Origin of the sequence: Curtobacterium pusillum (assembly GCF_007680845.1) — a bacterium.
GTDB classification, from domain to species: domain Bacteria; phylum Actinomycetota; class Actinomycetes; order Actinomycetales; family Microbacteriaceae; genus Curtobacterium; species Curtobacterium pusillum_B.
In genome coordinates, this window is sequence record NZ_VEIY01000006.1 from 231,398 (window position 1) to 251,660 (window position 20,263).

Genomic DNA, 20,263 nt, shown 5'->3' on the forward strand with positions numbered 1-20,263 from the left:
CACCGCGCCTCCCGTCCCATCGAGGGCCGGGATCAGACCAGGCCGAGCTTCTTCCGCAGGCTCGCCACGTGCCCCGTCGCCTTCACGTTGTACAGGGGGAGCTGCACGCGGCCGTCCTCGTCGACGACGATCGTGGACCGGATCGTGCCGGTGACGACCTTCCCGTAGTTGTTCTTCTCGCCCCACGCCGCGTACGCCTTGTGCACCGCGAGGTCGGGGTCGCTCAGCAACGGGAAGGTGAGTGCCTGCTCGTGCTGGAACGTCTTGAGCGCCGGCAGGTCGTCCTTGGAGACGCCGAGCACCTCGTAGCCCGCCGCCTGGAGCGACGACATGTTGTCCCGGAAGTCGCACGCCTCGGTGGTGCAGCCCGGGGTGGACGCAGCCGGGTAGAAGTACACGATGACCTTGCGGCCGCGCAGGGCCGAGAGCGAGTGCTCGGTGCCGTCCTGGTCCGGGAGGGTGAAGTCGGGTGCGGTGTCGCCGGCGACGAGGCGGTCGGTCATGGGGCTCCTGTTCGGTCCATTGCGCACGAGTGGTCGAGCGCGCGCGAAACCCATGCTATTGTTGTTTCCCGTTGCAGCAGCGAAGCGCAACATGCACCTCTAGCTCAATTGGCAGAGCAACTGACTCTTAATCAGTGGGTTCTCGGTTCAAGTCCGAGGGGGTGCACCACGGAAGGCCCTGACTGACACAGTCGGGGCCTTCGTCGTTCGTGGCCCGCGGTCGGCACGGTCGTGACACGCCCGGACGGCGATCGGAGCGCGATCTCGGCGGTCGATCGGACGGTCAGGGCGCCCGTACGTCGACGACCCGCTCCTCGCCGACGACCGGGTCGAGCACGCCGCCCGACTGGGCCGCGAGGTCGGCCCGGAGCGGCGCGATCGCCTCCTGCGGGACCCACAGCTCGAACGTCGCCGCCGCCCCGTACACGGGGTCGCCGAGCGTCGCCTCGTGGTGACGCACCCAGTCCCGCAGCACGTTGTCGATCCGCCCGGCGTCGGCGTGCGGCACGTCGACCGTCACCCGGGTCAGCGCCCGCCGCTGCACGAGCGACGACCGGTCCAACGCCTCGGACACCGACGTCGAGTAGGCGCGGACGAGTCCGCCGGTGCCGAGCTTGACGCCGCCGAAGTACCGCGTCACCACGGCGACGACGTCGGTGAGTCCGCGCCGACGGAGGACCTCGAGCATCGGGACGCCGGCCGTCCCGGAGGGTTCGCCGTCGTCGGACGACCGTGCCTGGTCCCCGAGCACCCCGGTGACCATCGCCGTGCAGTTGTGCCGGGCGTCCCAGCGCCGTCGACGGACCTCCGCGATCAGCCGGTCGGCATCCGCGACGCTCGTGACGGGTGCGACGGTGGTGATGAACCGCGACTTCGTGATCGTGATCTCGTGCTCCACCGGCTCGGCGATCGTGGACGGGTAGCGGGCGGGCACCCTCCCGAGGGTAGCCGCGCCGGGTGCGGCGGCCGCGCTAGCATGTCCTGCACGACGTGCGGCTGGGGAGGAGTCCGATCGACATGACGACAGCAGATCCGAAGGGCGGCGCCCTCGACGCGGCGGAACTCGCGCGCCGGCTCAACCTGCTGCTCGACTTCGAGGAAGCGCAGCGCGGGTCGCCGGTGCCCTTCGCCGTCATCGAAGAGTACGTGGCGGCCCAGGGCGGGTCCCTGTCGCGTGCCAAGTGGACGTACATGATCTCCGGCGGCGGTCGCCGCAACCGGGACACCGTCCTCCTGCGCCTGCTCGCCGGGTTCTTCGAGGTCGACGAACGCTTCCTGCTCGAGGACAGCGACGTCCCCGAGCGCATCGGCGCGCAGCTCGCCCTCGTCCGGTCGCTCCGCTCGGCGCGTGTGAGCGGGTTCGCCGCGCGGACCTTCCCCGGCGAACTCTCGCCGGAAGCGCTCCGCCGCATCGCGGAGGTCCTCGAGGAGGAGTCCCAGCGGGGGAGCGTCGTGTGACCGGGTCCCTCGTCGAAGCGTTCTGGGCCCGCGGTGCCGCGGAGGGATGGTCGGACGTCGACCAGGCCGTGTCCGCTGCGGCCGCCGTCGTCGGCAAGCCCATCGTCGTCCGGGAAGAACAGTTCCTCGCCGCCGAACCGGTGTGCGGCTTCGTGGCGACCCTCGAGCGGCAGCACCTCGTGATGATCTCGCCCACGGCGTCCCGGACGTTCCGGTCGTTCGTGATCGGCCACGAGCTCGGGCACATCCTGCACCGCCACCAGGACCACGCCCCGCAGTCGGCGTACATCCGCGACGTCATCCCGGACCTGCCGGAGTACAAGGTCGAGCGGGCCCTCGCCCGCGGGCTGTTCTCGAACGAGTACGAGCACGAGGCCGAGGTCTTCGCCGACCAGCTCGCCGGGCTCATCCGCGGCCACCGCGACCGTCCGAGCGCGTTCCGCGGGGTGTTCGGGTGATCGTCTCCCTCGTCCAGGCGGTGCTCCTCGTCGCCGGCACGGTGACGCTCTTCGTGCTCCAGCGCGGGCAGGACCGGACGCTGGCGGTGACGTTCCTGCTGTTCGCGGCGACGATCGTCACGAACGTCGACCCCCTCTACCGGTGGCTCGATCCGCTGGTCGGCGGGTTCAACGTCGTCACGGTGGTGAGCGACTGCCTCATGGTCGCGGGGACCAGCACGCTGCTCTGGGGCGTGGCGAAGGCTGTCGGCGCGGCGCGTCCGTGGCTCCGGAACGCGATCGTCGTGACGTGCGTGGTGGTCGTGGTGGTCATCGTCGTGGCGTTCGTCGTGCTCGACAAACCCCCGACCACCACGACCTTCATGCTCGACGCCGGCCAGCACCCCGCGGCCACCGTGTACTCGATCGCCCAGACGGTGTACCTCGGGGTGGCACTCGGCGCGACCGGTCTCATCTGCGTGCTCCACCTGGCGGAGGCCCGGACCACCACGGACCTCGTCGGCCTGTGGGTGCTCGTCGTCGGCGGTGTGCTCGGCGTCGTCCGGATGGTCGTCGTCGTGGTGATGGACCTCGCCCACGTGTTCGGCGACCTCGCACGCACCCATGCCCTCGCTCTGCCGTACGACGTGACGACCCCCGGGGCCGTGATCTGCGTCTCGTCCGGCATGCTCCTGCTCGTGATCGGGCACCAGGTGTCCCGGCGCCGACGGACCCGTCGGGTCGAGGTCGCGCTCCGCCGACTCGTCCCCCTGCACGAGCGGATCGGCATCGACAACGCCTACCCGGACTCCGGGGACCCCGCGACGCGCCTCAGCCGGCTCATCGTCGAGATCAACGACGGAGCACGGCGTGCCCGCCAGCCGTTGAGCCCCGCCGAGCGTGCGGCCCTCGCCGACGCCGAAGCCGCGCTCGAGGCGGCGTAGCGCAGTCACCGATCCCGAGGCGCGGCTCGACGCCGTCGCGGGCGGCATGTAGAGTTTGTAGCAGTTGCTACAGATCCTGTGGTGCGCGAGGTGGGACTCGGCCGCGTTGGGGGCGGCCGAGCACCACCGGCCTAGGATCGTCTGGTGACCGTCTTCGCAGCCCTCGTCCTGTTCATCGGTGCCGTCTTCAACGTCGTCACCTGGCCGCGTTTCTTCCAGCGGGTGGCGAAGGACCCCCGGGCGCGCGACGCGGCCGGGAAGCCGACGACGTTCTGGACGGTGCACTTCGTGCTGCTCGTCATCGCGCTGGTGATCGCGGTCGCCGCGGTCGTCGCGGGGATCCTCCTCCTGGTCTGACCCGCGCCAGCGGGGTGACGGCCGTGCCTGGAGGGACGGTGCCAGCCCGCACCGAGCCTCCCGTCCGCCCCGCGCCCCGTCAGCCCGCGCCCGGCCGCACCCGCAGGTCCGACCCGGTGTGCGTGATCGCGTCGGCCGTCGCGCCGACGAGCCCGAGGTCGACCCGCGCCCACGTCGTGGGCAGCTCGCCCCCGGGCGGCGGCGTGTCCGCGCCGAGCGTCAGGTGCTTCCCGCCCGGGAGTTCGGCCGTGACCGAGTCCAGGTACACCCGCACGTGTCCGCGGAGTTCCATCCGCGCGTCCGTCGTCACCGCCGAGGTGCCGTTCGACTCGCCGCGCACGTCCAGCGTGAAGTCGTCCATCGCGACGCGGTCCGCAGTGAGCCGGAGCACCGTCTCCTCGGACCCGTCGGCGAGGGGGACCCGGACGAGGGCGAGCCCGGACAGCCCGCCGACCTCGATCGACGAGCTGCTCAGTTGCGCCGCGGGCTGCGTGAAGACCGTCGAGTCGTCGGCGGTGGCCGGTCCCCACGCCGGGTCCGGCGTGTCGGACGCCGACGGAGCAGGATCGGCGCTGTCACCGTCGCCGCCGGAGGCCGGGCCGGAACCCGAATCCGTCCCGGGACCCGGCGACGACGGGGTCGAGGTGCCCGGCTCGGACGGACGCGCCGGGTCGGTGTGCGCCGGGTCGGTGTGCTCCGGGTCGGTGTGCTCCGGGGTGGGGGTGGTCGACGGGGACGGTGTCGGGGTCGGTGCGGGCGTCCGGCAGTCCATGAGCAGCGGGATGCAGAGGCCGGCTGCCTCGGCGCTCGTGCCGCCCGTGAGGGACAGGGCGCCGGCGACGACCAGGACGGCACCCGCGGCGAGGGCGGCGTGGCGGTGCCGCCTCACGCGGCCTCCCGGCGCGGGGCCGAGCCAGCCGACCCCGACGAGCCAGCCGACCCCGACGCGCCAGCCGATCCGGACGAGTCCGACGAGCCCGACCCGTCGGCGTCGTCCGGCGCCCGGCGCGGCATCCACGCCACGACGAGGATCCCGCCGACCGCGGACAGCAGCATCCCGAGCACGAACCCGCCGAGGTTGACGCCGATGAGCGAGTACACGGCGAGGGCGAGCGCCACGATGCCGTAGAACACGCGCTGCGCGGGGGAGCACACGACGAGCACCCCGAGTGCGACCAGGGCGATCGGGATGACGGTCGCCTGCAGGCCCTCGATCCCGAACTGGATCCGGATGTTCCCGAGGTCGAGCTGGCCGGAGCAGAACAGCTCGATCCCGCCGAGCACCAGGAGGAGCCCGCCCGTGAACGGCCGGGCGGCGGCCCAGTTCCGGAACCGCCGCCACGGCGTCGGCGTCTCCACCGCGTGCGCGCTCATCAGAAGCAGCTCTTCGAGCCGTCCGTGAGCTGCAGGTGCATGCCCGTGAGCGTGAAGGTCCCGGCCGTCGTCGACCAGGCGGTCTGCTGCACGCCGTCGATCGTCAGGGAGTCGGCGTCCTGCGCGAAGTCCCCGGCGCTGCCCTTCTGGTCACCCTTGACGGTGGAGGCGTCGACGCCGATCCGGATGTCGTGGAACTCGGCGTCGCCCTTGAGGTCGGTCATGCCGATCTGCAGGTCCTTCGCGGACGCCGGCGTCTTCCCGCCGCCGGCCGTGATCACCACGCCGACCTTCCCCATCGGGGTCTCGGTCGTGACGGATTGGCAGAGGTTCGCGAGCGTCGCCGAACCGATGTTGGCGATCGCGACCTGGCGGTCGTTGCCGGCGGTGTCCTTCGCGACGCCGGCGTACTGCGAGAACTGCTGTCCCTCGAGCTTGTCCGCGCTGATCTGGAACTGCTGCCCGGACACCGAGAACGAGACCGGGACCGCCCCCTGTGCGACGCCGCCGAGCGCGATCGCGGTGAGCACGCCGACGGGGACGGCGACGAGTGTGATCCGGCCGGCGTGGGACCGGGTGAGCTTGGTGAACTGCATCGTTCCTCCTCGGGTCGCGACCCCTCTGTCCCGACCGGAGCCCACGCTAGACCCGTTGTTGACCACAGGTCAACAGTGGCGTGACTCGTTCGGGGGACGGTCACCTCGCGTCGGTAGGCTCCAGGCGTGCCCGACGACCGCCAGCGTTCCCGCCTGCGTTCCGACGAGCGCCGTGCGCAGCTGGTCGCCCTCGGCGTCGCGACCCTGGTGGACGAGCCGCTCGAGGACATCACCATCGACCGCCTCGCTGCCGCCGCAGGTGTGTCCCGTGGTCTCCTCTTCCACTACTTCGGCACGAAGCAGGGGCTGCACGAGGCGATCGTCCGCACGGCCCGCGACGCGATGCTGCACGCGACGGAACCCCGGCCCGAGCTCGAACCCCTGGCGCGGCTCGACGACACCCTCCGGCGCTTCGTCGCCTTCGTCGCCGAACACCGGGGCACCTTCCACGCGCTCGTCCGCGGCGCCTCCGCCGGCGATGCCGACGTGCGCGCCCTCACCGACGAGGCCCGCGACGAGAACGCACGCCGGGTGATCGCGGTGTTCCTCGAGCTCGGGCACGAGGACCGCCCACTCCTGCGGAGTGCGCTGCGGTCGTGGGTCGCCTTCGTCGAGGAGATGCTCGACGAGGTACCGACGCACGACGAACGCTCCGCCGTCGATCTCACCGCCCTGTTGGTGCGCAGCGCGGTCGCGGTGGTCGGGGCCCTGGACGCGACCGACTGACGGACGGGAGGCGCGGTGCCGGCCCGCACCGCGCCTCCCGTCCGTCCCCTGGTGGCGTCCAGGGCGCGCGCGTCCAGTGTGCTTCAGGCCCGCTTCAGCGGCGCACGGCAGGATCGTCGCATGCGTGTGCTCGTGGTCGACGACGAGGTCCGACTCGCGGACGGCGTCCGGCGCGGCCTGGAGGCCGAGGGGTGGGCGGTCGACGTCGCCCACGACGGCGTCGACGGCCTCTGGCACGCGCGCGAGTTCACCTACGACGCGATCGTGCTCGACCTCATGATGCCCGGCCGGAGCGGCTGGGCCGTCTGCGCCGAGCTGCGGGCCGGCGGGGACTGGACGTCCGTCCTCATGCTCACGGCGAAGGACGGCGAGTGGGACCAGGTCGAGGCCCTCGACGCCGGAGCCGACGACTACGTGACCAAGCCCTTCTCGCACCCCGTCCTCGTCGCCCGGCTGCGTGCCCTGGTGCGCCGGGGTGCACGGGAACGCCCGGCGGTCCTGACGGTCGGTGACCTCGTCGTCGACCCGGCGGCGCGCACCGTCACCCGGGCCGGTGTCGCCGTCGACCTGACCAGCCGGGAGTTCGCGGTGCTCGAGTTCCTCGCGCGGCGGCCGGGCGAGGTGTGCTCGAAGCGGGACGTCATCGAGAACGTGTGGGACGTCGACTTCGAGGGCGACCCCAACATCGTCGAGGTCTACGTCGGGCACCTGCGTCGGAAGGTCGACCGGCCCTTCGGACGGGCGGCGATCGAGACCGTGCGGGGCGCGGGGTACCGGCTGGCGGCCGACGGTGGGTGATCCCGCACGCCCGGGTGACCCCGCGCGGCCGGGTGGTCGCCCGGGCCGGCGACGCTTCCGGTCGGTGCGCGCCCGGACGACGCTCGGTGCGGTCGCCGTCGTGCTCGCGGCGCTCCTGGTCGGGGCCGCCGCGTTCGTCGTGGTCCTGCGCCTCGTGCTCCTCGACGGCGTGCGCACCGCCGCGGAGGCCGGGCTCGAGCAAGCATCCGCTCGTGTGGAGACGGACGGTGCTGGGGCGGGCAGCGGGTACGAGGACGTCCTCGTGCAGGTCGTCGGCGACGACGGTTCGGTGCTCGCGCACGGTGACGACGCCGATCCGCCGGCGCTCCCCACCACCGACGAGTCACGCTGGACGCACGACGGCGACGAGTGGCTCCTCGTCGCGGACGACGTGGACCTGCCCGGTGGGGGCGACGCGACGCTCGTCTACGGAGTGTCCCTCGAGCAGACGGACACCGCCGTCGGTGCCGCGGTGGGGTTGCTCGCCGTCGGGGTCCCCGTGCTGGTCCTGGTGATGGGCCTCGTGACCTGGGCCGTCACCGGTCGGTCGCTGCGCCCCGTCGAACGGATGCGGGGCGAGGTCGAAGCGATCCGAGCCGCCCGCCCGGACGCGCGTGTGGTGGTGCCCGATTCCGGTGACGAGATCGCCCGGTTGGCGGACACGATGAACGGCATGCTCGACCGGCTCGACCGCGCCGCGGCGGGACAGCGGCGGTTCGTGTCCGACGCCTCGCACGAGTTGCGGTCGCCGATCGCCACCATCCGGCAGCACGCCGAGGTCGCCGCCGCGCACCCGGAGCGCACGGACGTGACCGGGTTCGCCGAGGTGGTGCGCTCGGAGGCGCTCCGGCTGCAGGACCTCGTGACCGCACTGCTGGAACTCTCGCGCCTCGACGAGGGCGGTGTCGGGCAGCGGCGGCCGGTGGACCTCGACGACCTGGCGTTCGCGGCGGTCGCACGGGCACGGGCACGGGCGCGGGCGCGGGCCGGGGCGGACGCTCCCGGACAGGTCCCCGGACCGGACCCGGTGCACGTCGACGCGTCCGCGGTCGGGGCGGCGCGGGTCGTCGGGAACGAGCGGGTGCTCACCGGGGTCGTGCAGAACCTCGTCGACAACGCCGTCCGGCACGCCCGCTCACGGGTGGCCGTGGCGCTCGCCGAGGACGGCGTGCTCGCTGTCCTCACCGTGGACGACGACGGTGCTGGTGTCCCGGTCGCCGAGCGCGACCGCGTGTTCGACCGGTTCGTGCGACTCGACGAGGCCCGGAGTCGGGACGCCGGCGGGGCGGGGCTCGGCCTCGCCATCGTGCAGGAGGCCGTCCGCGCGCACGGGGGAACGGTGGCCGTGACGGATTCGCCGCTGGGCGGGGCCCGGTTCGTCGTCCGCATCGCGCTCGGTGGGTGAACAGGTCGCTTCAGGCCTGCTTCAGCACCTCCTCGCCACGCTTGCCGCATGAACGCATCCCGCACCCCCTCCGCCCGCTCCTCCTCCCGTACCATCCGTCTCGGCGGGCTGGCCGCACTGCCGCTCGTCGCGGCGCTCGCACTCACCGGCTGCTCGGCCGCGCAGTCCGGGACCACCGGTGGGCGGTCTGCTGGGTCGACGTCGCCCGGCGCCGCCGCGGGCACCGCCACCGCTGCCGCCGCGTCGAACGACACCCTGCGCGCCGCGGTCGCCACGGCGCGGGAGTCCGTCGGCTCGGGCACGGTCGTGTCCGTCGAGCAGGAGCAGAACGGCTCGACGTACGAGGTCCTCGTGGTCACGGACGACGGTGCCGAGCACGAGGTGCACACCGACGCCGCGGGGACCTCGGTCGCCGGCACGCCGCGCACCGAGACCGCCGACGCCGACGACCGTGCCGAGCACGAGCGGTTCGTCGCCGCGGCCGACCTCGACGTCCGCGAGGCCGCCGACCGCTTCGAGGACCTGCACGCCGGCACGATCACGGAGCTCGGGCTCGACGACCACCTCGGCACCGTCGTCTGGGAGGGTGACGTGCGGGACGGCTCGGGCACGAAGCACAGCGTGCGTCTCGACGCCGGCTCCGGCGACGTCGTCACCGACCGCGTCGACACGGACGACTGAGCACCGGCGCCCGTGCCCGTGCCCGTGACGGTGGTCGGCGGTAGACCGGTGTCACCCGGCGGACGGGCCGGCTGACCAGGGAGGCACCATGACCGACCAGACCCCGCGCACGTACCCGGAGGGCGTCCCGAGCTGGATCGAAGCCCGACACCCCGACCCCGACGCCGCACAGGAGTTCTACCGCGGCCTGTTCGGGTGGGCGTTCGAGGAGCGGGTGCCACCCGGAGCGCCGGGCTCGTACCGCATCGCGAGCATCGACGGGCGCGACGTCGGGGCGATCGCGTCGAGCGAGGACCCCGCGGCGTGGACGACGTACATCGCGGTCGACGACGCGGTCGCGGCAGCGGAACGGATCGTCGGCCTCGGCGGCACCGCTGGCCCGCCGGAGGACGCCGGCCCAGGGGGAGCAGCCGGCCGGAGCGTCGACTGCGTCGATCCCCGCGGCGCCGCGTTCGGGCTCTGGCAGGCACGCGCGCGGCTCGGCGCGCAGCACATCAACGCTCCCGGCGGCTGGGTCTTCAGCGACCTGCGCTCCACCGCGCCGGAGCAGGCGTTCGGGTTCTACGAGCAGCTCTTCGGCTGGCAGGTGTCCGGCATGCAGGAGGGGCCGAGCGCGATGGTCCGGCTCCCCGGGTACGGCGACCACCTGGCGGCCACCTCCGACCCGGACATCCGGGAACGGCAGGTGGGCGCACCGGAGGGCTTCGCCGACGTCATCGGGGCCCTCGCCCGCATCGACGCCGGTCCGGACGACTGGCACGTGTCGTTCAGCGTGGCCGACCGGGACGACGCCGCGGCGCTCGCCGAGCGGCTCGGGGGCCGGGTGCTCGGGACGTGGCAGGGCTACTGGACGCGTGCGGCCGAGCTCCAGGACCCGCAGGGCGCGACGTTCCGGGTCACGCAGTTCGCGCCGGACGCCGGCTGAGCCCGGCGAGCAGGATGTCCAGGAGCCGTCCGGTCTGCTCGGCGTCCCTGGTGTCCCGGGTCGACAGCAGGATGCCGATGAGCGCCGCGGTGACGTCGTCGGCGAGGAGGTCGTCGCGGAGCGACCCGTCGGCCGCGCCGGCGTCGAGGAACCGCTGCACCGCGGCGTTCACGCGGTCCCTCGTGCCCGCCGCCTCGGCCGCGCCGCGGAGGGCCCCGACCCGGACGGTCTCGGCGAGGCCGCGTTTCGTCGCGACGAACTCCGCGTAGCGCCCGGTGAAGGCGCGGAGGGCAGCGGCACCGGTGGCCGACGAACTGAGCAGGGCGTCGACCACGTCCAGGGCTGCGTCGAGTTCGGCGCGGTACACGGCCGCGATGAGGTCCTCGCGCGACGGGAACGCGCGGTAGAGCGTCCCGATCCCGACCCCGGCGGCGCGGGCGATGCCCTCGAGCGAGGTGTCCTCGCCGTCGGTGGTGAACGCGTCGCGCGCGGCGTCGACCAGCAGCTCGCGGTTGCGGACGGCGTCGGCGCGCGGGCGTCGGCGCGCCGATGTCGGTTCGCTGGACAAAGTGGAGGTACCTCCGGTTATGCTCGGTCAAGCGGAGGTTCCTCCGCTTCGACGAGACTACCGGAGACGACATGCAGGAGAACGGCAACCAGCGCCCAGGCGGCGCGTACGACCTCGGCGGGCGGACCGTCGCACGGATCGGGTACGGCGCGATGGCACTCGAACGGTTCGCCGACGACCGGGAACGCGGTGTCGCGCTGTTGCACCGCGCACGGGAACTCGGGGTCGACCACCTCGACACGGCCGACTTCTACGGGGACGGCGTCGCCAACGACGTGATCCGCCGAGCGTTCGGCGCCTCGGACGAGGTCGTCGTGGTGAGCAAGGTCGGTGCGGTGCGCGTCGACGCTCCGGTGCCGCTCGCCCTCGCGCAGCGACCCGAGCAGCTCCGCGAGCAGGTGCACGCGAACCTGCGGAGCCTCGGGCGTAACCGCATCGACGTGGTGAACCTCCGCCGTGCGGACACCGGCCCCGGCCTCATCGCGGCGGGGGAGCAGCTCGTGGACCTCGACGACCAGCTCGCCGAGATGACCGCGATGCGGGACGAGGGACTCATCGGCGGCATCGGACTGAGCGCCGTGTCCGCCGAGGTGCTCGAGCGCGGGCTCGCGGCCGGGATCGTCTGCGTCCAGAACGCGTACTCGCTCGTCGCACGGGAGCACGAGGCGCTCCTCGACCTCTGCGTCCGGCACGACGTCGCCTGGGTGCCGTACTTCCCGCTCGGCGGTGCGTTCCCCGGCCTGCCGAAGGTCGTCGACGAACCGGTCGCGGTCCGGATCGCGTCCGAGCTCCGGACCACGCCCGCGCAGCTGGGGCTCGCGTGGCTGCTCGGGCACGCTCCGGACGTGCTGCTCATCCCCGGGACCGCGAGCGTCGACCACCTCGCCGAGAACGTGGCGGTCGGCGACGTCGTGCTCACCGCCGAGCAGACGGCTGCGCTCGACGGGGTGTGGGAACGCCGGATCGCCGACGGGACGGCGAACCCGACCTGGCCGTAGCGGCCGCGCCCTCAGGACTCGGAGGGCAGCGGGGCGCCGAGGGCGCGGTGGAGCGCGAGGTCCGTGATCCGCTCGTCGGACGTGTCGAGGAGCACACGGTAGGTGTCGTCGGCGGTGACGAACTCGACGCAGATCGCGTCGAAGTCGCACGGCTCGATGCGCCAGCCCCGCACGGCATCCATCGGCACCGGGGTCAGCGCGTCCCTCTCGAAGCTCGTCTCCGCGACCACGCGGTCCCCGAAGACCCGGACCCGGCCGAACGCACCGCGCCAGGTGAGCTGCAGGTCGAGCGTGGGGGAGACAGTGGGGTCCGGCACCCGCTGATCGTACCGACGGAGGGCGGATCCGCCAGGCGGCGAGGCGGACGGTGGTTCGTTCTGCGGACAGGACGGACCACCGTCGGGCGCGTCAGGCCTGGTCGTCGCCGTCCGTCTCCGGCGCCCGACGGACCTGGTTCGCCGGGTCCCGTCCGGTCACCGGGTACGGACCGGTGACGCCGGACCGGAGCGATGCGATGCGGAGGATCCGGTCGCGCTGGAGGAACCAGCCGACGACGAGCAGGGGGATGACGATGACGAGCGACGCGATCGTGTAGGTGCCGATCGGGTAGTCGATCGCCATCAGCACGATGACGGTGGCGAGGAAGGCCAGCGTCAACCACGACGTGAACGGCGCTCCGGGGAGCTTGAACGACGGCTCCTTCGCCAGCCCCTGCTTCGCCCACTGCCGGAGTCGCATCTGGCAGAGGATGATCGTGCCCCACGCGGTGATGATGCCGAGGCTGGCGATGTTCAGTGCGATCTCGAACGCCTGCGCCGGGACGAACAGGTTGAGGAAGACCCCGACCAGCGTGAACGCCGACGTGAGCAGGATCCCGGCGAACGGCACCCCGCCCTTGGACATCTTCGTGGTCCACTTCGGCGCCGAGCCGTTCATGCCCATCGAGTGCAGCGCGCGGCCGGTCGAGTAGAGGCCGGCGTTGAGCGACGACAGCGCCGCGGTCAGCACCACGAAGTTCATGACCGAACCGACCACCTGCCCGACCTGCGGGTTCCCGATCGACGAGAAGAAGGTGACGAACGGGCTGACGCCGTCCTTGTAGGACGTGTAGGGCAGCAGGAGCGACAGCAGGACGACCGATCCGACGTAGAAGACCGCGATGCGGAAGACGACGGAGTTGATCGCGCGGGGGATGACCTTCTCGGTGTCCTGGGTCTCACCCGAGGCGGTCCCGACGAGCTCGATGGCGGCGTAGGCGAACACCACGCCCTGCACGACGAGCACCGCGGGCAGCAGACCCGTCGGCAGCAGCCCGCCGTGGTCCGCCCAGATCGAGAAGCCGGTCCGGACGGTCTCCCCGCCGGTCTCCACCGGGAACGCGAACACGAGCCAGATGAGCGCGACGACGAGGAACGCGACGAGCGCTGCGACCTTGATGATCGCGAACCAGAACTCGAGCTCGCCGAAGACCTTCACCGCGACGAGGTTGGCGGCGAGCACGACGAGGAGTGCGGCCAGCGCCAGCGCCCACTGGGGCACGGCTCGCGGACCGGCCCAGTAGTGCAGGTAGAGCGCCACCGCGGTCGTGTCGACGATCGACGTCATCGCCCAGTTGAGGAAGTACATCCAGCCCGCGGCGTAGGCGAACTTCTCGCCGTAGAACTCGCGGGCGTACGAGATGAACGACCCCGACGACGGGCGGTGCAGCACGAGCTCGCCGAGCGCGCGGAGGATGAAGAAGGCGAACACGCCGGCGATCAGGTAGACCACGGCGAGGGCTGGACCGGCGGTGTGCAGGCGACCACCCGCTCCGAGGAAGAGCCCCGTGCCGATCGCCCCGCCGATGGCGATCATCTGCAGTTGCCGGGGCTTCAGCCCGTGCTGGTAGCCCTCCTGCTCGTGCGAGAAGTCGTTCGCGGGCGCGCGGTCCACCCCGGTGTCGTTCTGCGCTGTCATGCGCGACACGCTACAGGTGTGGCGCGGCCGCGTCGCACACCCGGTTCGATGGGGGGATGGACATCCTCCTCCGACTCCTCGTCGCCGTCGGGTTCGCCCTGCTCGTGACCGCCGTCGCCGCCCTCGTCCTGCACCTCGTCTTCCGGGCGCTCGCCCGACGCGAGCGGTGGGCGGCGGTCCTGTCCCGCCGCACCAAGCACCCGACCAGGACGATGCTGCTCGTCGCCCTGCTCTGGGCGGCGTTCGCCTCGAGCATCCCGGACCACGCCGACCAGTACCCGTGGCGCGACGAGGTGTCGCACACCTTCCTCATCGCGACCATCGGGGTCGGCACCTGGCTGGCCTGCGAGATCGCGATCTTCCTCGAGAGCCTCGGACTGCACCGCTACCGCGTCGACGTGCCGGACAACCGGGTCGCCCGGCGCATCCGCACCCAGGTGCTCGTGCTCCGCCGGCTCACCGTCGCGGTCCTCGTCATCATCGGGCTCGGTGCGATCCTGCTCACGTTCCCCGGCGTGGAGGCTGCCGGTGCCAGCGTGCTCGCCTCCGCCGGGCTCATCTCGGTCATCGCGGGGCTCGCGGCGCAGTCGACGCTCGGCAACGTGTTCGCCGGCATGCAGCTCGCGTTCTCCGGGTCGATCCGCGTGGACGACGTCGTCGTGGTCGAGCAGCAGTGGGGCCGGATCGAGGAGATCACCCTCACCTACGTCGTCGTGCACCTCTGGGACGACCGCAGGTTCGTGCTGCCGTCGACGTACTTCACCTCGACGCCGTTCGAGAACTGGACGCGCACGAACAGCGAACTCCTCGGCGCGGTCGAGTTCGACCTCGACTGGCGGGTGCGCCCGAGCGACATGCGGGCCGAGCTCGAACGCGTCCTCGACCGCACGGAGCTGTGGGACCGTCGCGTGCAGGTCCTCCAGGTGACCGACGCCGTCCAGGGCTTCGTGCACATCCGGGTGCTCGTCACGGCACACGACGCCCCGTCGCTCTTCGACCTGCGCTGCTACGTCCGCGAGGAGCTCGTCGCGTGGATCCAGCGGACGCACCCGGACGCGCTGCCCGTGCAGCGCGTGCTCATGGTGGACGCCGCCGAGCCGGTGCCGACCCGGCGGGGCGCGTCGACGGCGTCGTCCTCGGCGCTGTTCTCGCCGGGGCAGGACGAGCGCGGTGCGCTCTTCACCGGACCGATCCAGACGTCCGACATCCCGCCGTCGGAACGCTGAGTCCGACGCGACCGCGGGACGGACGGGAGGCGCGGTGCCAGCTGGCCCCGCGCCTCCCGTCCGTCACCCGGTCGCGACCACCGCCGCGAACGGGTCCTACGGCTGCCGCGCCTTGACGGACCGGTCGTCCTCGACGACCGTGCCGACCGCCACGATCGTCGTGGCGAGCCACGCCACCCACGTCAGTGCCAGGCGCCAGTCGCGCGGGCCCTGCCGGGTGGTCTGCACGACGCTGTAGCCGCTGATGATCGAACTCCACACCGCACCGCTGAACATGAACTTCCGCACGGGTTCCTCCTGTCGCTAGTCCCGCCAACGCTACCGGCCGCTACATTGGAGCGCCGCCGGTCGCCCTGCCGGCGCACTCGTGGAGGAGTCGCCCGTGCGTCAGGCCGTCATCGGTGGAGCCCTGCTCGTGGTCGGCGCGGTGTGCGTCGCCCTCGGACTCCTGCCCCTGTCCGACCTCGCCGAACTCGCCGACCGGGTCGTCCCGGTCCTCGCGTTCGTGCTCGGACTGACCGTCGTCGCCGAGCTCGCGGCGGACGCGGGCGTGTTCGACCGGCTCGCCGACCTCGCCGCACGGGTCGGCGGCGGCCGGACCATCGGCCTGTGGGGCGCGGTCGTCGTGCTCGCCGTGCTCTGCACGGTGTTCCTGTCGATCGACACGACCGCCGTGCTGCTCACCCCGATCGTCATCACCCTCGCCCGGCGCGTGGGGCTGCCGCCGATGCCGTTCGCCCTGACCACCGTCTGGCTCGCGAACACCGCGTCCCTGCTGCTCCCGGTCTCCAACCTCACGAACCTGCTCGCCGTCGACCGGATCGGGCTCGACGGACCGATCCCGTTCGCCGGGCTCATGGTCTGGGCCGCCCTCGCCGGGGTGGTCATCCCGTGCGCGGTGCTGCTCGTCGTGTTCCGCGGTCGCCTGTTCGGCCGGTACACGCCGGTCTCGGTGCGGCAGGCGACCGACCCGGTGTTCTTCTGGTCGGCGTCCGCGGTGCTCGTCGCGCTCGTCGTCGCCCTGACGGCGGGGGTCACCGTGTGGATCGCGGCCGTCGTCGCCGCGGCCGTCCTCGTCGTGGTGGCGGCGTTCCGTGCGCCGTCCGAGCTGAAGGTCTCACGCGTGCCGTGGTCGACCCTCGTCTTCGCGGCCGGCCTGTTCGTCGTCGTCGAGACGCTGCACACGACCGGGCTCACCGACCCGATCGTCGACGCCCTGCGCGGCGGCACCGGGACCGGTTCGCTCCTGGCCCTCGGCGGCGCGGGGGCGGTCGCGGCGAACCTCATCGACAACCTGCCCGCGTACCTGGTGCTCGAGCCGGCCGCCGGGCACGAGGCCCTGCGCTACGCGGCGCTCCTCGTCGGCGTGAACGCCGGGTGCCTCATCACGCCGTGGGCGTCGCTGGCGACGCTGCTGTGGCACGCGCGGCTCGCCTCCGAGGGCGTGCACCTGTCGTGGGGGCGGTACATGGCGCTCGGGTGCGTCGTCGCCCCGCTCACCGTCGTGGCCGGCGTGCTGGCGCTGCAGCTGTAGCGCTCCGCGGTCCGCTGTCCGCGGTCAGAGCCAGTCGCGTCGCTTGAACGAACGGTAGAGGAGGAGCGACGACGCCGAGGCGAGGACGACCGCCGCGTACAAGCCGCTCCAGTGCCCCTCGCCCGGGAACTCGACGTTCATGCCGAACGCTCCGGTGATGGCGGTCGGCACCGCGATGATCGCCGCCCAGCTCGTCACCTTCTTCATCACGACGTTCTGCCGGTTCGACGCGAGGTTGAGGTTCGTGTCGAGCACGCTGGACACGGCGTCCCGGAGCTGGTCGACCGAGTCGGCGATCGACACGAGGTGGTCCTCGACGTCGCGGAAGTACGGGCGGATGCCGTCCGAGACCGTCTCGGCGTCGCCGTGCAGGAGCGATGCGACGCTGTCCCGGGTGGGGACGACCTGCCGACGCAGGACCCCGAGTGCCTTGCGGAGCCGGAAGGACCGGCGCTGGATCTGCTTCTCGCCGGGGTTGCCGCGCTCGAACAGGTCGTCCTCGAGGTCGTCGATCCGTCGTTCGATGTCCTCGATGGTGCTGGTCGCGTGGTCGGTGACCGCGTCGAGCAGCCCCCAGACGAGCCAGGGGACGCCGTGGTCGGCCAGGTCCGCGTTCGACCGGAGGCGCCGTTCCACGACGTCGGGGTCGACGTCCGCTCCGTGCATGGTGACGAGCGCGTGCGCGGTGACGAAGGCCTTCACCTCGTGCGTCACGAGGTCGCCGTCGTGGTCGAGCCCGCCGACGTCGTAGACGACGAGGAAGAGGCTGTCCCGGTACCGGTCGAGCTTCGGTCGCTGACCGCGTTCGACCGCGTCCTCGATCGCGAGGGCGTGGATGCCGAGCTCCTCCTCGACGTGCTCGAGGTCGGACGCCTGCGGGTCGGTGAAGTCCACCCAGACGAACGTGCCGTCCTCCGCGACGAGGTCGGACACCCGGTCGACGGGGAAGTCGCGCTCCGCTGCGCTGCCGTTCCGCCACGCCCGTGTCAAGACCATGCCGACGAGCCTAGTGAGACGGCCGGCCCCGGAGGTCCAGGACCGGCCGTCGCACGGCGTGCTCTCGGCGATCAGTACGCCGTGACGAGCTTTCCGTCCTGGACCTTCAGGAAGACGTCCACGTCGAACGAGTCGTCGTTCTTCTGCGCGTCGCCGAAGTAGTCCTTGTAGGAGTACCCGATCGTGCCGTCCTTCGTGCTCCTCACCTCGACGGTGCCGGAGCTCGTGGCGTCCACCGTGAGCTCGGGCTTCGTCTTCACTTCGTACTGCACGGCGCCGTCGGCGTCGTACGGGCCGTACCAGGGGCAGCCGTCGGAGTAGCTGATCTCGGTCTTCGCCGCGCAGTCGTCGATGAGGGCCGAGACGTACTGCTCGGCGTCGGTCTCGAGCTGCTTCGTCGGCTTCGCCTCGAAGTCGACGTAGGGCGCGGTCGACGAGCCGACCCGGAGCGTCTTCGTGCCGCCGGTGAAGTACTTCGTCCCGCCGACCTCGACCTGGTAGCTGCCCGGGTAGGCGAGCGACTGGAACGCGCCGTTCTCGATCTCGCCGACCTTCTTGCCGCCGACCGTGACGTCGGCGCCCTCGAGCACCTGGCCGGCCGTGATCGAGACGCGGTCCGCCAGGGGCTGGGTGACCCGCCACTCGTCCTTCACGAGGTACGAGGTGCCGGTGCGCTCGAGGACGATCTGACCGGAGCGCTCCGCGTCGCCCTGCTGGTAGGTGACGGTCGCGGACGCGGTGTCACCGCTCGTGGACACCCGACCGACGCGGACGTCGGTGGGGCGGTTCTTCGCGCTCTTCAGCACCGTGCCGTCGAGCATCGTCGCGTCGCCGGGGACGTCGCTGAGCCGGGCGGCGGCGTCCGCGTCGCCCGTCGCGATCGCCTCGACGTAGGAGCGCGCGGTCGGTGCCGGACCCCAGACGTTCGACCGGAGGATGCCGGTCGTGACGGCGCCGGCGATGACCACGACCACCACGGCGCCGGCCGCGATGAGGGAGCGGACGAGGATCTTGCGTGCGCGCGGCGACATCGGCGCCGGGGCGGGGGCGCCCTGGCCGACGAACGGCTGGCCCGGCTGCGGGGCGTACGGCTGCGGGGCGTACGGCTGCGAGGCGTCGGGCTGCGCCGCGTACGGCTGCGGCGCGACGTCACCGTTCACGGGGGCGACGTTCCAGGTCGGTGCTGCCGTACCGGCGGGGTCGGCGGCCGGAGCCGGCGCCTCGACGGAGCCGGCGACCGGTGCCGGACCGGCCGCGGGTGCCGGACCGGCCGCAGGTGCCGGACCGGCCGCGGGCGCGGCGGGTGCCGGGACGGGAGCGGTCGGACGCGGGTCCGTGCCGACGAGGCGTGCGGTCCGGAGCAGCACACCGCCGCCGAGACGGGGGAGCACGACCGGCGCCACGAAGCGCGCGACGACCTCGATCGCCGCACCCCAGAGCGCGAAGACCACCGGCGTCCAAGGCGTGGTGCCGACCGAGCCGGAACCGCCCGCGGCGCTCGTCCCGGTCACCTGGTAGGCGACCACTCCGGTCCCGAGCACGAACAGCACGAGGCCGACGACGAACCAGACGACCGGCGTGACGACCCAGTCGAGCGTGGTGCGGGCCCGGTCGTTCCGGCGGACCGCCAGCGCGAGGCCCGCGGCGAACGACGTCACCAGCACCAGCAGCACGACGATCCAGGTCCAGCCGCCGGCGCCGGCGAACACCGACGCGTCGCTGCCGGCGGAACCGAGACCGGACGTGCCGACCCCGCCGAGGAACCCGAGCGCGGTGAGGACCACGGCCGCGTTGCCGAGCAGCAGCGGCAGGGCGGCGCCCCACGAGGGCTGGGCGACGAGTGCGACGACGACGAGGACGAGCGCGAGCAGGACCACGAGCGCGCCGACCTGGGAGGCGGCGACCCGCAGCACCCCGAGCGTCCGACCGACGAGGACGCTCTGCCCGGCACGGGTGAGCTGGGACGGGCGGGCGAGGAGGACCGCGAGGGTGCCGATCACGAACGAACCGAGGACGCTGCCGACGCCGACGGCGTGCACGGGGTCGATCGACAGCCCGGTCACCGCGGGGAAGCGGATGGCGAGCACGAGTCCGGTGAGGGTGGTGACCGCGGTGGTCACGAGTCCGGCGAGCACGGCGGTGACGACGAGCTGCGGCAGCGCGAGCGCCCGGGAGCGGATGCGGCGCGTGAGCACGACGGCGATGACGACCTGCGCCGCGAGGACGAGGACCGGGACGACCCCGACGGACCCCGACCCGGAGCCGAGGAAGGTGATCGAGCCGGACCCGTGGAGGCGGCCGAGGTCAGCGAGTGCGACGAGCTGCGCGGGGGAGCCGAACAGCACGCTCACGCCGGACAGCAGCGTCTGGACGTCGGGCGCGGCCCCGGCCGACCCGAGGCCGCTCGTCCCCGACCCGGTCGAGCCCGAGGACCCGGACGCGCCGGCAGCGGCGACGGCCACCGTGAGGAACAGCGAGATCGCCGCGGCGACGTACGCGGCGACCCAGCCGCCGACGGCGGCCACGACCGCGGCGACCCAGTCCCGACCGGGGACGGTGCCGAGCAGTCGGCCCAGCGGGTCTGCTTGCGGCGGGACGGGAGGTTGCTCGCTCACGGGGAGGGGTCCTTTCCGGCCGAGAGGCCGGCGCCGCCCGTGCGGCACCCCGGTGTCCCCCCGACACTCGGGTGCAGCGTACCGGAAACCGCCGATCCGCCGTGAATCTGCTGTCGGCACGCTGGTAACTTGACGGCGGTCCCGGCGCTCGAACCGGGCGGAACGG

The 20,263-nt window shown here is 72.6% G+C and carries 23 protein-coding genes and 1 tRNA gene; 13 read left to right on the forward strand and 11 right to left on the reverse strand.

Annotation, left to right across the window (positions count from 1 at the left end; genetic code table 11):
* Positions 1-32: 32 nt before the first annotated feature.
* Entirely contained in the window at positions 33-503 is a 471-nt protein-coding gene (bcp, locus tag FS825_RS14235; protein ID WP_144714127.1) for a thioredoxin-dependent thiol peroxidase, read from the reverse strand.
* 93 nt (positions 504-596) lie between these two features.
* Here bcp and FS825_RS14240 point away from each other — a divergent pair.
* Positions 597-672: transfer RNA gene (locus tag FS825_RS14240), tRNA-Lys, on the forward strand.
* Positions 673-786: 114 nt separating this feature from the next.
* Here FS825_RS14240 and FS825_RS14245 read toward each other — a convergent pair.
* The gene (locus FS825_RS14245; protein ID WP_144714129.1) at positions 787-1,437 is read right to left on the reverse strand and encodes an IMPACT family protein; all 651 of its coding nucleotides are present in this window, start codon (positions 1,435-1,437) and stop codon (positions 787-789) included.
* 83 nt (positions 1,438-1,520) lie between these two features.
* Here FS825_RS14245 and FS825_RS18705 point away from each other — a divergent pair, with 83 nt between their 5' ends.
* From FS825_RS18705 to FS825_RS14260, 4 genes are all read left to right on the forward strand, one after another.
* Positions 1,521-1,961, forward strand: coding sequence for a hypothetical protein (locus FS825_RS18705; protein ID WP_186377253.1), 441 nt, complete (start codon positions 1,521-1,523; stop codon positions 1,959-1,961).
* Positions 1,958-2,419 carry an ImmA/IrrE family metallo-endopeptidase gene (locus FS825_RS18710; protein WP_186377254.1) on the forward strand — a complete coding sequence of 154 codons (462 nt, stop codon included), beginning with the start codon at positions 1,958-1,960 and terminating at the stop codon, positions 2,417-2,419. Before FS825_RS18705 ends, FS825_RS18710 begins: the two co-directional genes overlap by 4 nt.
* Positions 2,416-3,342 (forward strand): hypothetical protein, encoded by a 927-nt coding sequence (locus FS825_RS14255; RefSeq protein WP_144714133.1) that lies wholly within the window; start codon positions 2,416-2,418, stop codon positions 3,340-3,342. The genes FS825_RS18710 and FS825_RS14255 overlap by 4 nt, the downstream gene beginning before the upstream one ends.
* A 144-nt stretch (positions 3,343-3,486) precedes the next feature.
* A complete protein-coding gene (locus FS825_RS14260) occupies positions 3,487-3,699 on the forward strand; it encodes an SCO4848 family membrane protein (RefSeq protein ID WP_144714135.1) in 213 nt (70 codons plus the stop codon).
* A gap of 79 nt (positions 3,700-3,778) precedes the next feature.
* Here the strand turns inward: FS825_RS14260 and FS825_RS14265 are convergent, their stop codons facing one another.
* The 3 genes from FS825_RS14265 to FS825_RS14275 are packed head-to-tail and all read right to left on the reverse strand — an operon-like array spanning position 3,779 to position 5,669.
* Positions 3,779-4,588: a hypothetical protein gene (locus FS825_RS14265; RefSeq protein WP_144714136.1), complete on the reverse strand. Its 810-nt coding sequence runs from the start codon at positions 4,586-4,588 to the stop codon at positions 3,779-3,781.
* On the reverse strand, positions 4,585-5,073 hold the full coding sequence (locus FS825_RS18715; RefSeq protein WP_186377255.1) for a DUF6114 domain-containing protein: 489 nt from the start codon (positions 5,071-5,073) through the stop codon (positions 4,585-4,587). Before FS825_RS18715 ends, FS825_RS14265 begins: the two co-directional genes overlap by 4 nt.
* Positions 5,073-5,669, reverse strand: a complete 597-nt coding sequence (locus FS825_RS14275) for a DUF6230 family protein (RefSeq protein ID WP_144714138.1) — start codon at positions 5,667-5,669, stop codon at positions 5,073-5,075. The genes FS825_RS18715 and FS825_RS14275 overlap by 1 nt, the downstream gene beginning before the upstream one ends.
* Positions 5,670-5,795: 126 nt before the next feature.
* Between FS825_RS14275 and FS825_RS14280 the strand changes: the two genes are divergently transcribed.
* From FS825_RS14280 to FS825_RS14300, 5 genes are all read left to right on the forward strand, one after another.
* A complete protein-coding gene (locus tag FS825_RS14280; RefSeq protein ID WP_144714141.1) occupies positions 5,796-6,395 on the forward strand; it encodes a TetR/AcrR family transcriptional regulator in 600 nt (199 codons plus the stop codon).
* Positions 6,396-6,515: 120 nt separating this feature from the next.
* Complete coding sequence (locus FS825_RS14285; RefSeq protein WP_144714143.1) at positions 6,516-7,193, forward strand: response regulator transcription factor; 678 nt, start codon at positions 6,516-6,518, stop codon at positions 7,191-7,193.
* A 64-nt stretch (positions 7,194-7,257) separates the two neighbouring features.
* Positions 7,258-8,598, forward strand: a complete 1,341-nt coding sequence (locus FS825_RS14290) for a sensor histidine kinase (protein ID WP_144714145.1) — start codon at positions 7,258-7,260, stop codon at positions 8,596-8,598.
* Between the two features lie 48 nt (positions 8,599-8,646).
* On the forward strand, positions 8,647-9,279 hold the full coding sequence (locus tag FS825_RS14295; protein WP_144714147.1) for a PepSY domain-containing protein: 633 nt from the start codon (positions 8,647-8,649) through the stop codon (positions 9,277-9,279).
* An 88-nt stretch (positions 9,280-9,367) separates the two neighbouring features.
* Positions 9,368-10,204 (forward strand): VOC family protein, encoded by an 837-nt coding sequence (locus FS825_RS14300; protein WP_144714149.1) that lies wholly within the window; start codon positions 9,368-9,370, stop codon positions 10,202-10,204.
* On the opposite strand, the gene FS825_RS14305 is transcribed toward FS825_RS14300, so the two are convergent.
* A complete protein-coding gene (locus tag FS825_RS14305; protein ID WP_144714151.1) occupies positions 10,176-10,772 on the reverse strand; it encodes a TetR/AcrR family transcriptional regulator in 597 nt (198 codons plus the stop codon). The two genes, FS825_RS14300 and FS825_RS14305, sit on opposite strands and share 29 nt — an antisense overlap.
* Before the next feature lie 71 nt (positions 10,773-10,843).
* On the opposite strand from FS825_RS14305, the gene FS825_RS14310 reads away from it, so the two are divergent.
* Positions 10,844-11,770, forward strand: coding sequence for an aldo/keto reductase (locus FS825_RS14310; protein WP_144714153.1), 927 nt, complete (start codon positions 10,844-10,846; stop codon positions 11,768-11,770).
* An 11-nt stretch (positions 11,771-11,781) separates the two neighbouring features.
* Here FS825_RS14310 and FS825_RS14315 read toward each other — a convergent pair whose 3' ends face one another.
* Both FS825_RS14315 and FS825_RS14320 read right to left on the reverse strand, forming a co-directional pair.
* Positions 11,782-12,087, reverse strand: a complete 306-nt coding sequence (locus FS825_RS14315; protein ID WP_144714155.1) for a hypothetical protein — start codon at positions 12,085-12,087, stop codon at positions 11,782-11,784.
* Between the two features lie 91 nt (positions 12,088-12,178).
* Positions 12,179-13,726 (reverse strand): amino acid permease, encoded by a 1,548-nt coding sequence (locus tag FS825_RS14320; protein ID WP_144714157.1) that lies wholly within the window; start codon positions 13,724-13,726, stop codon positions 12,179-12,181.
* Positions 13,727-13,782: 56 nt separating this feature from the next.
* On the opposite strand from FS825_RS14320, the gene FS825_RS14325 reads away from it, so the two are divergent.
* A complete protein-coding gene (locus FS825_RS14325) occupies positions 13,783-14,952 on the forward strand; it encodes a mechanosensitive ion channel family protein (RefSeq protein WP_144714159.1) in 1,170 nt (389 codons plus the stop codon).
* Between the two features lie 96 nt (positions 14,953-15,048).
* Here FS825_RS14325 and FS825_RS14330 read toward each other — a convergent pair whose 3' ends face one another.
* Entirely contained in the window at positions 15,049-15,240 is a 192-nt protein-coding gene (locus tag FS825_RS14330; protein ID WP_144714161.1) for a hypothetical protein, read from the reverse strand.
* Between the two features lie 94 nt (positions 15,241-15,334).
* Between FS825_RS14330 and FS825_RS14335 the strand changes: the two genes are divergently transcribed.
* Positions 15,335-16,486, forward strand: coding sequence for an SLC13 family permease (locus FS825_RS14335; RefSeq protein WP_144714163.1), 1,152 nt, complete (start codon positions 15,335-15,337; stop codon positions 16,484-16,486).
* Positions 16,487-16,510: 24 nt separating this feature from the next.
* On the opposite strand, the gene FS825_RS14340 is transcribed toward FS825_RS14335, so the two are convergent.
* Both FS825_RS14340 and FS825_RS14345 read right to left on the reverse strand, forming a co-directional pair.
* Positions 16,511-17,482, reverse strand: coding sequence for a magnesium transporter CorA family protein (locus tag FS825_RS14340; protein WP_144714164.1), 972 nt, complete (start codon positions 17,480-17,482; stop codon positions 16,511-16,513).
* A 71-nt stretch (positions 17,483-17,553) separates the two neighbouring features.
* On the reverse strand, positions 17,554-20,097 hold the full coding sequence (locus FS825_RS14345) for a hypothetical protein (RefSeq protein WP_144714166.1): 2,544 nt from the start codon (positions 20,095-20,097) through the stop codon (positions 17,554-17,556).
* Positions 20,098-20,263: the final 166 nt, after the last annotated feature.

Bases quoted from the DNA above. Each gene is read 5' to 3' on its own strand.
- FS825_RS18715 (WP_186377255.1), bottom strand. From the start codon at position 5,073: ATGAGCGCGCACGCGGTGGAGACGCCGACGCCGTGGCGGCGGTTCCGG.
- FS825_RS18705 (WP_186377253.1), top strand. From the start codon at position 1,521: ATGACGACAGCAGATCCGAAGGGCGGCGCCCTCGACGCGGCGGAACTC.
- FS825_RS14340 (WP_144714164.1), bottom strand. From the start codon at position 17,482: ATGGTCTTGACACGGGCGTGGCGGAACGGCAGCGCAGCGGAGCGCGAC.
- FS825_RS14320 (WP_144714157.1), bottom strand. From the start codon at position 13,726: ATGACAGCGCAGAACGACACCGGGGTGGACCGCGCGCCCGCGAACGAC.
- FS825_RS14285 (WP_144714143.1), top strand. From the start codon at position 6,516: ATGCGTGTGCTCGTGGTCGACGACGAGGTCCGACTCGCGGACGGCGTC.
- FS825_RS14310 (WP_144714153.1), top strand. From the start codon at position 10,844: ATGCAGGAGAACGGCAACCAGCGCCCAGGCGGCGCGTACGACCTCGGC.
- FS825_RS14295 (WP_144714147.1), top strand. From the start codon at position 8,647: ATGAACGCATCCCGCACCCCCTCCGCCCGCTCCTCCTCCCGTACCATC.
- FS825_RS14300 (WP_144714149.1), top strand. From the start codon at position 9,368: ATGACCGACCAGACCCCGCGCACGTACCCGGAGGGCGTCCCGAGCTGG.
- FS825_RS14325 (WP_144714159.1), top strand. From the start codon at position 13,783: ATGGACATCCTCCTCCGACTCCTCGTCGCCGTCGGGTTCGCCCTGCTC.
- FS825_RS14275 (WP_144714138.1), bottom strand. From the start codon at position 5,669: ATGCAGTTCACCAAGCTCACCCGGTCCCACGCCGGCCGGATCACACTC.
- bcp (WP_144714127.1), bottom strand. From the start codon at position 503: ATGACCGACCGCCTCGTCGCCGGCGACACCGCACCCGACTTCACCCTC.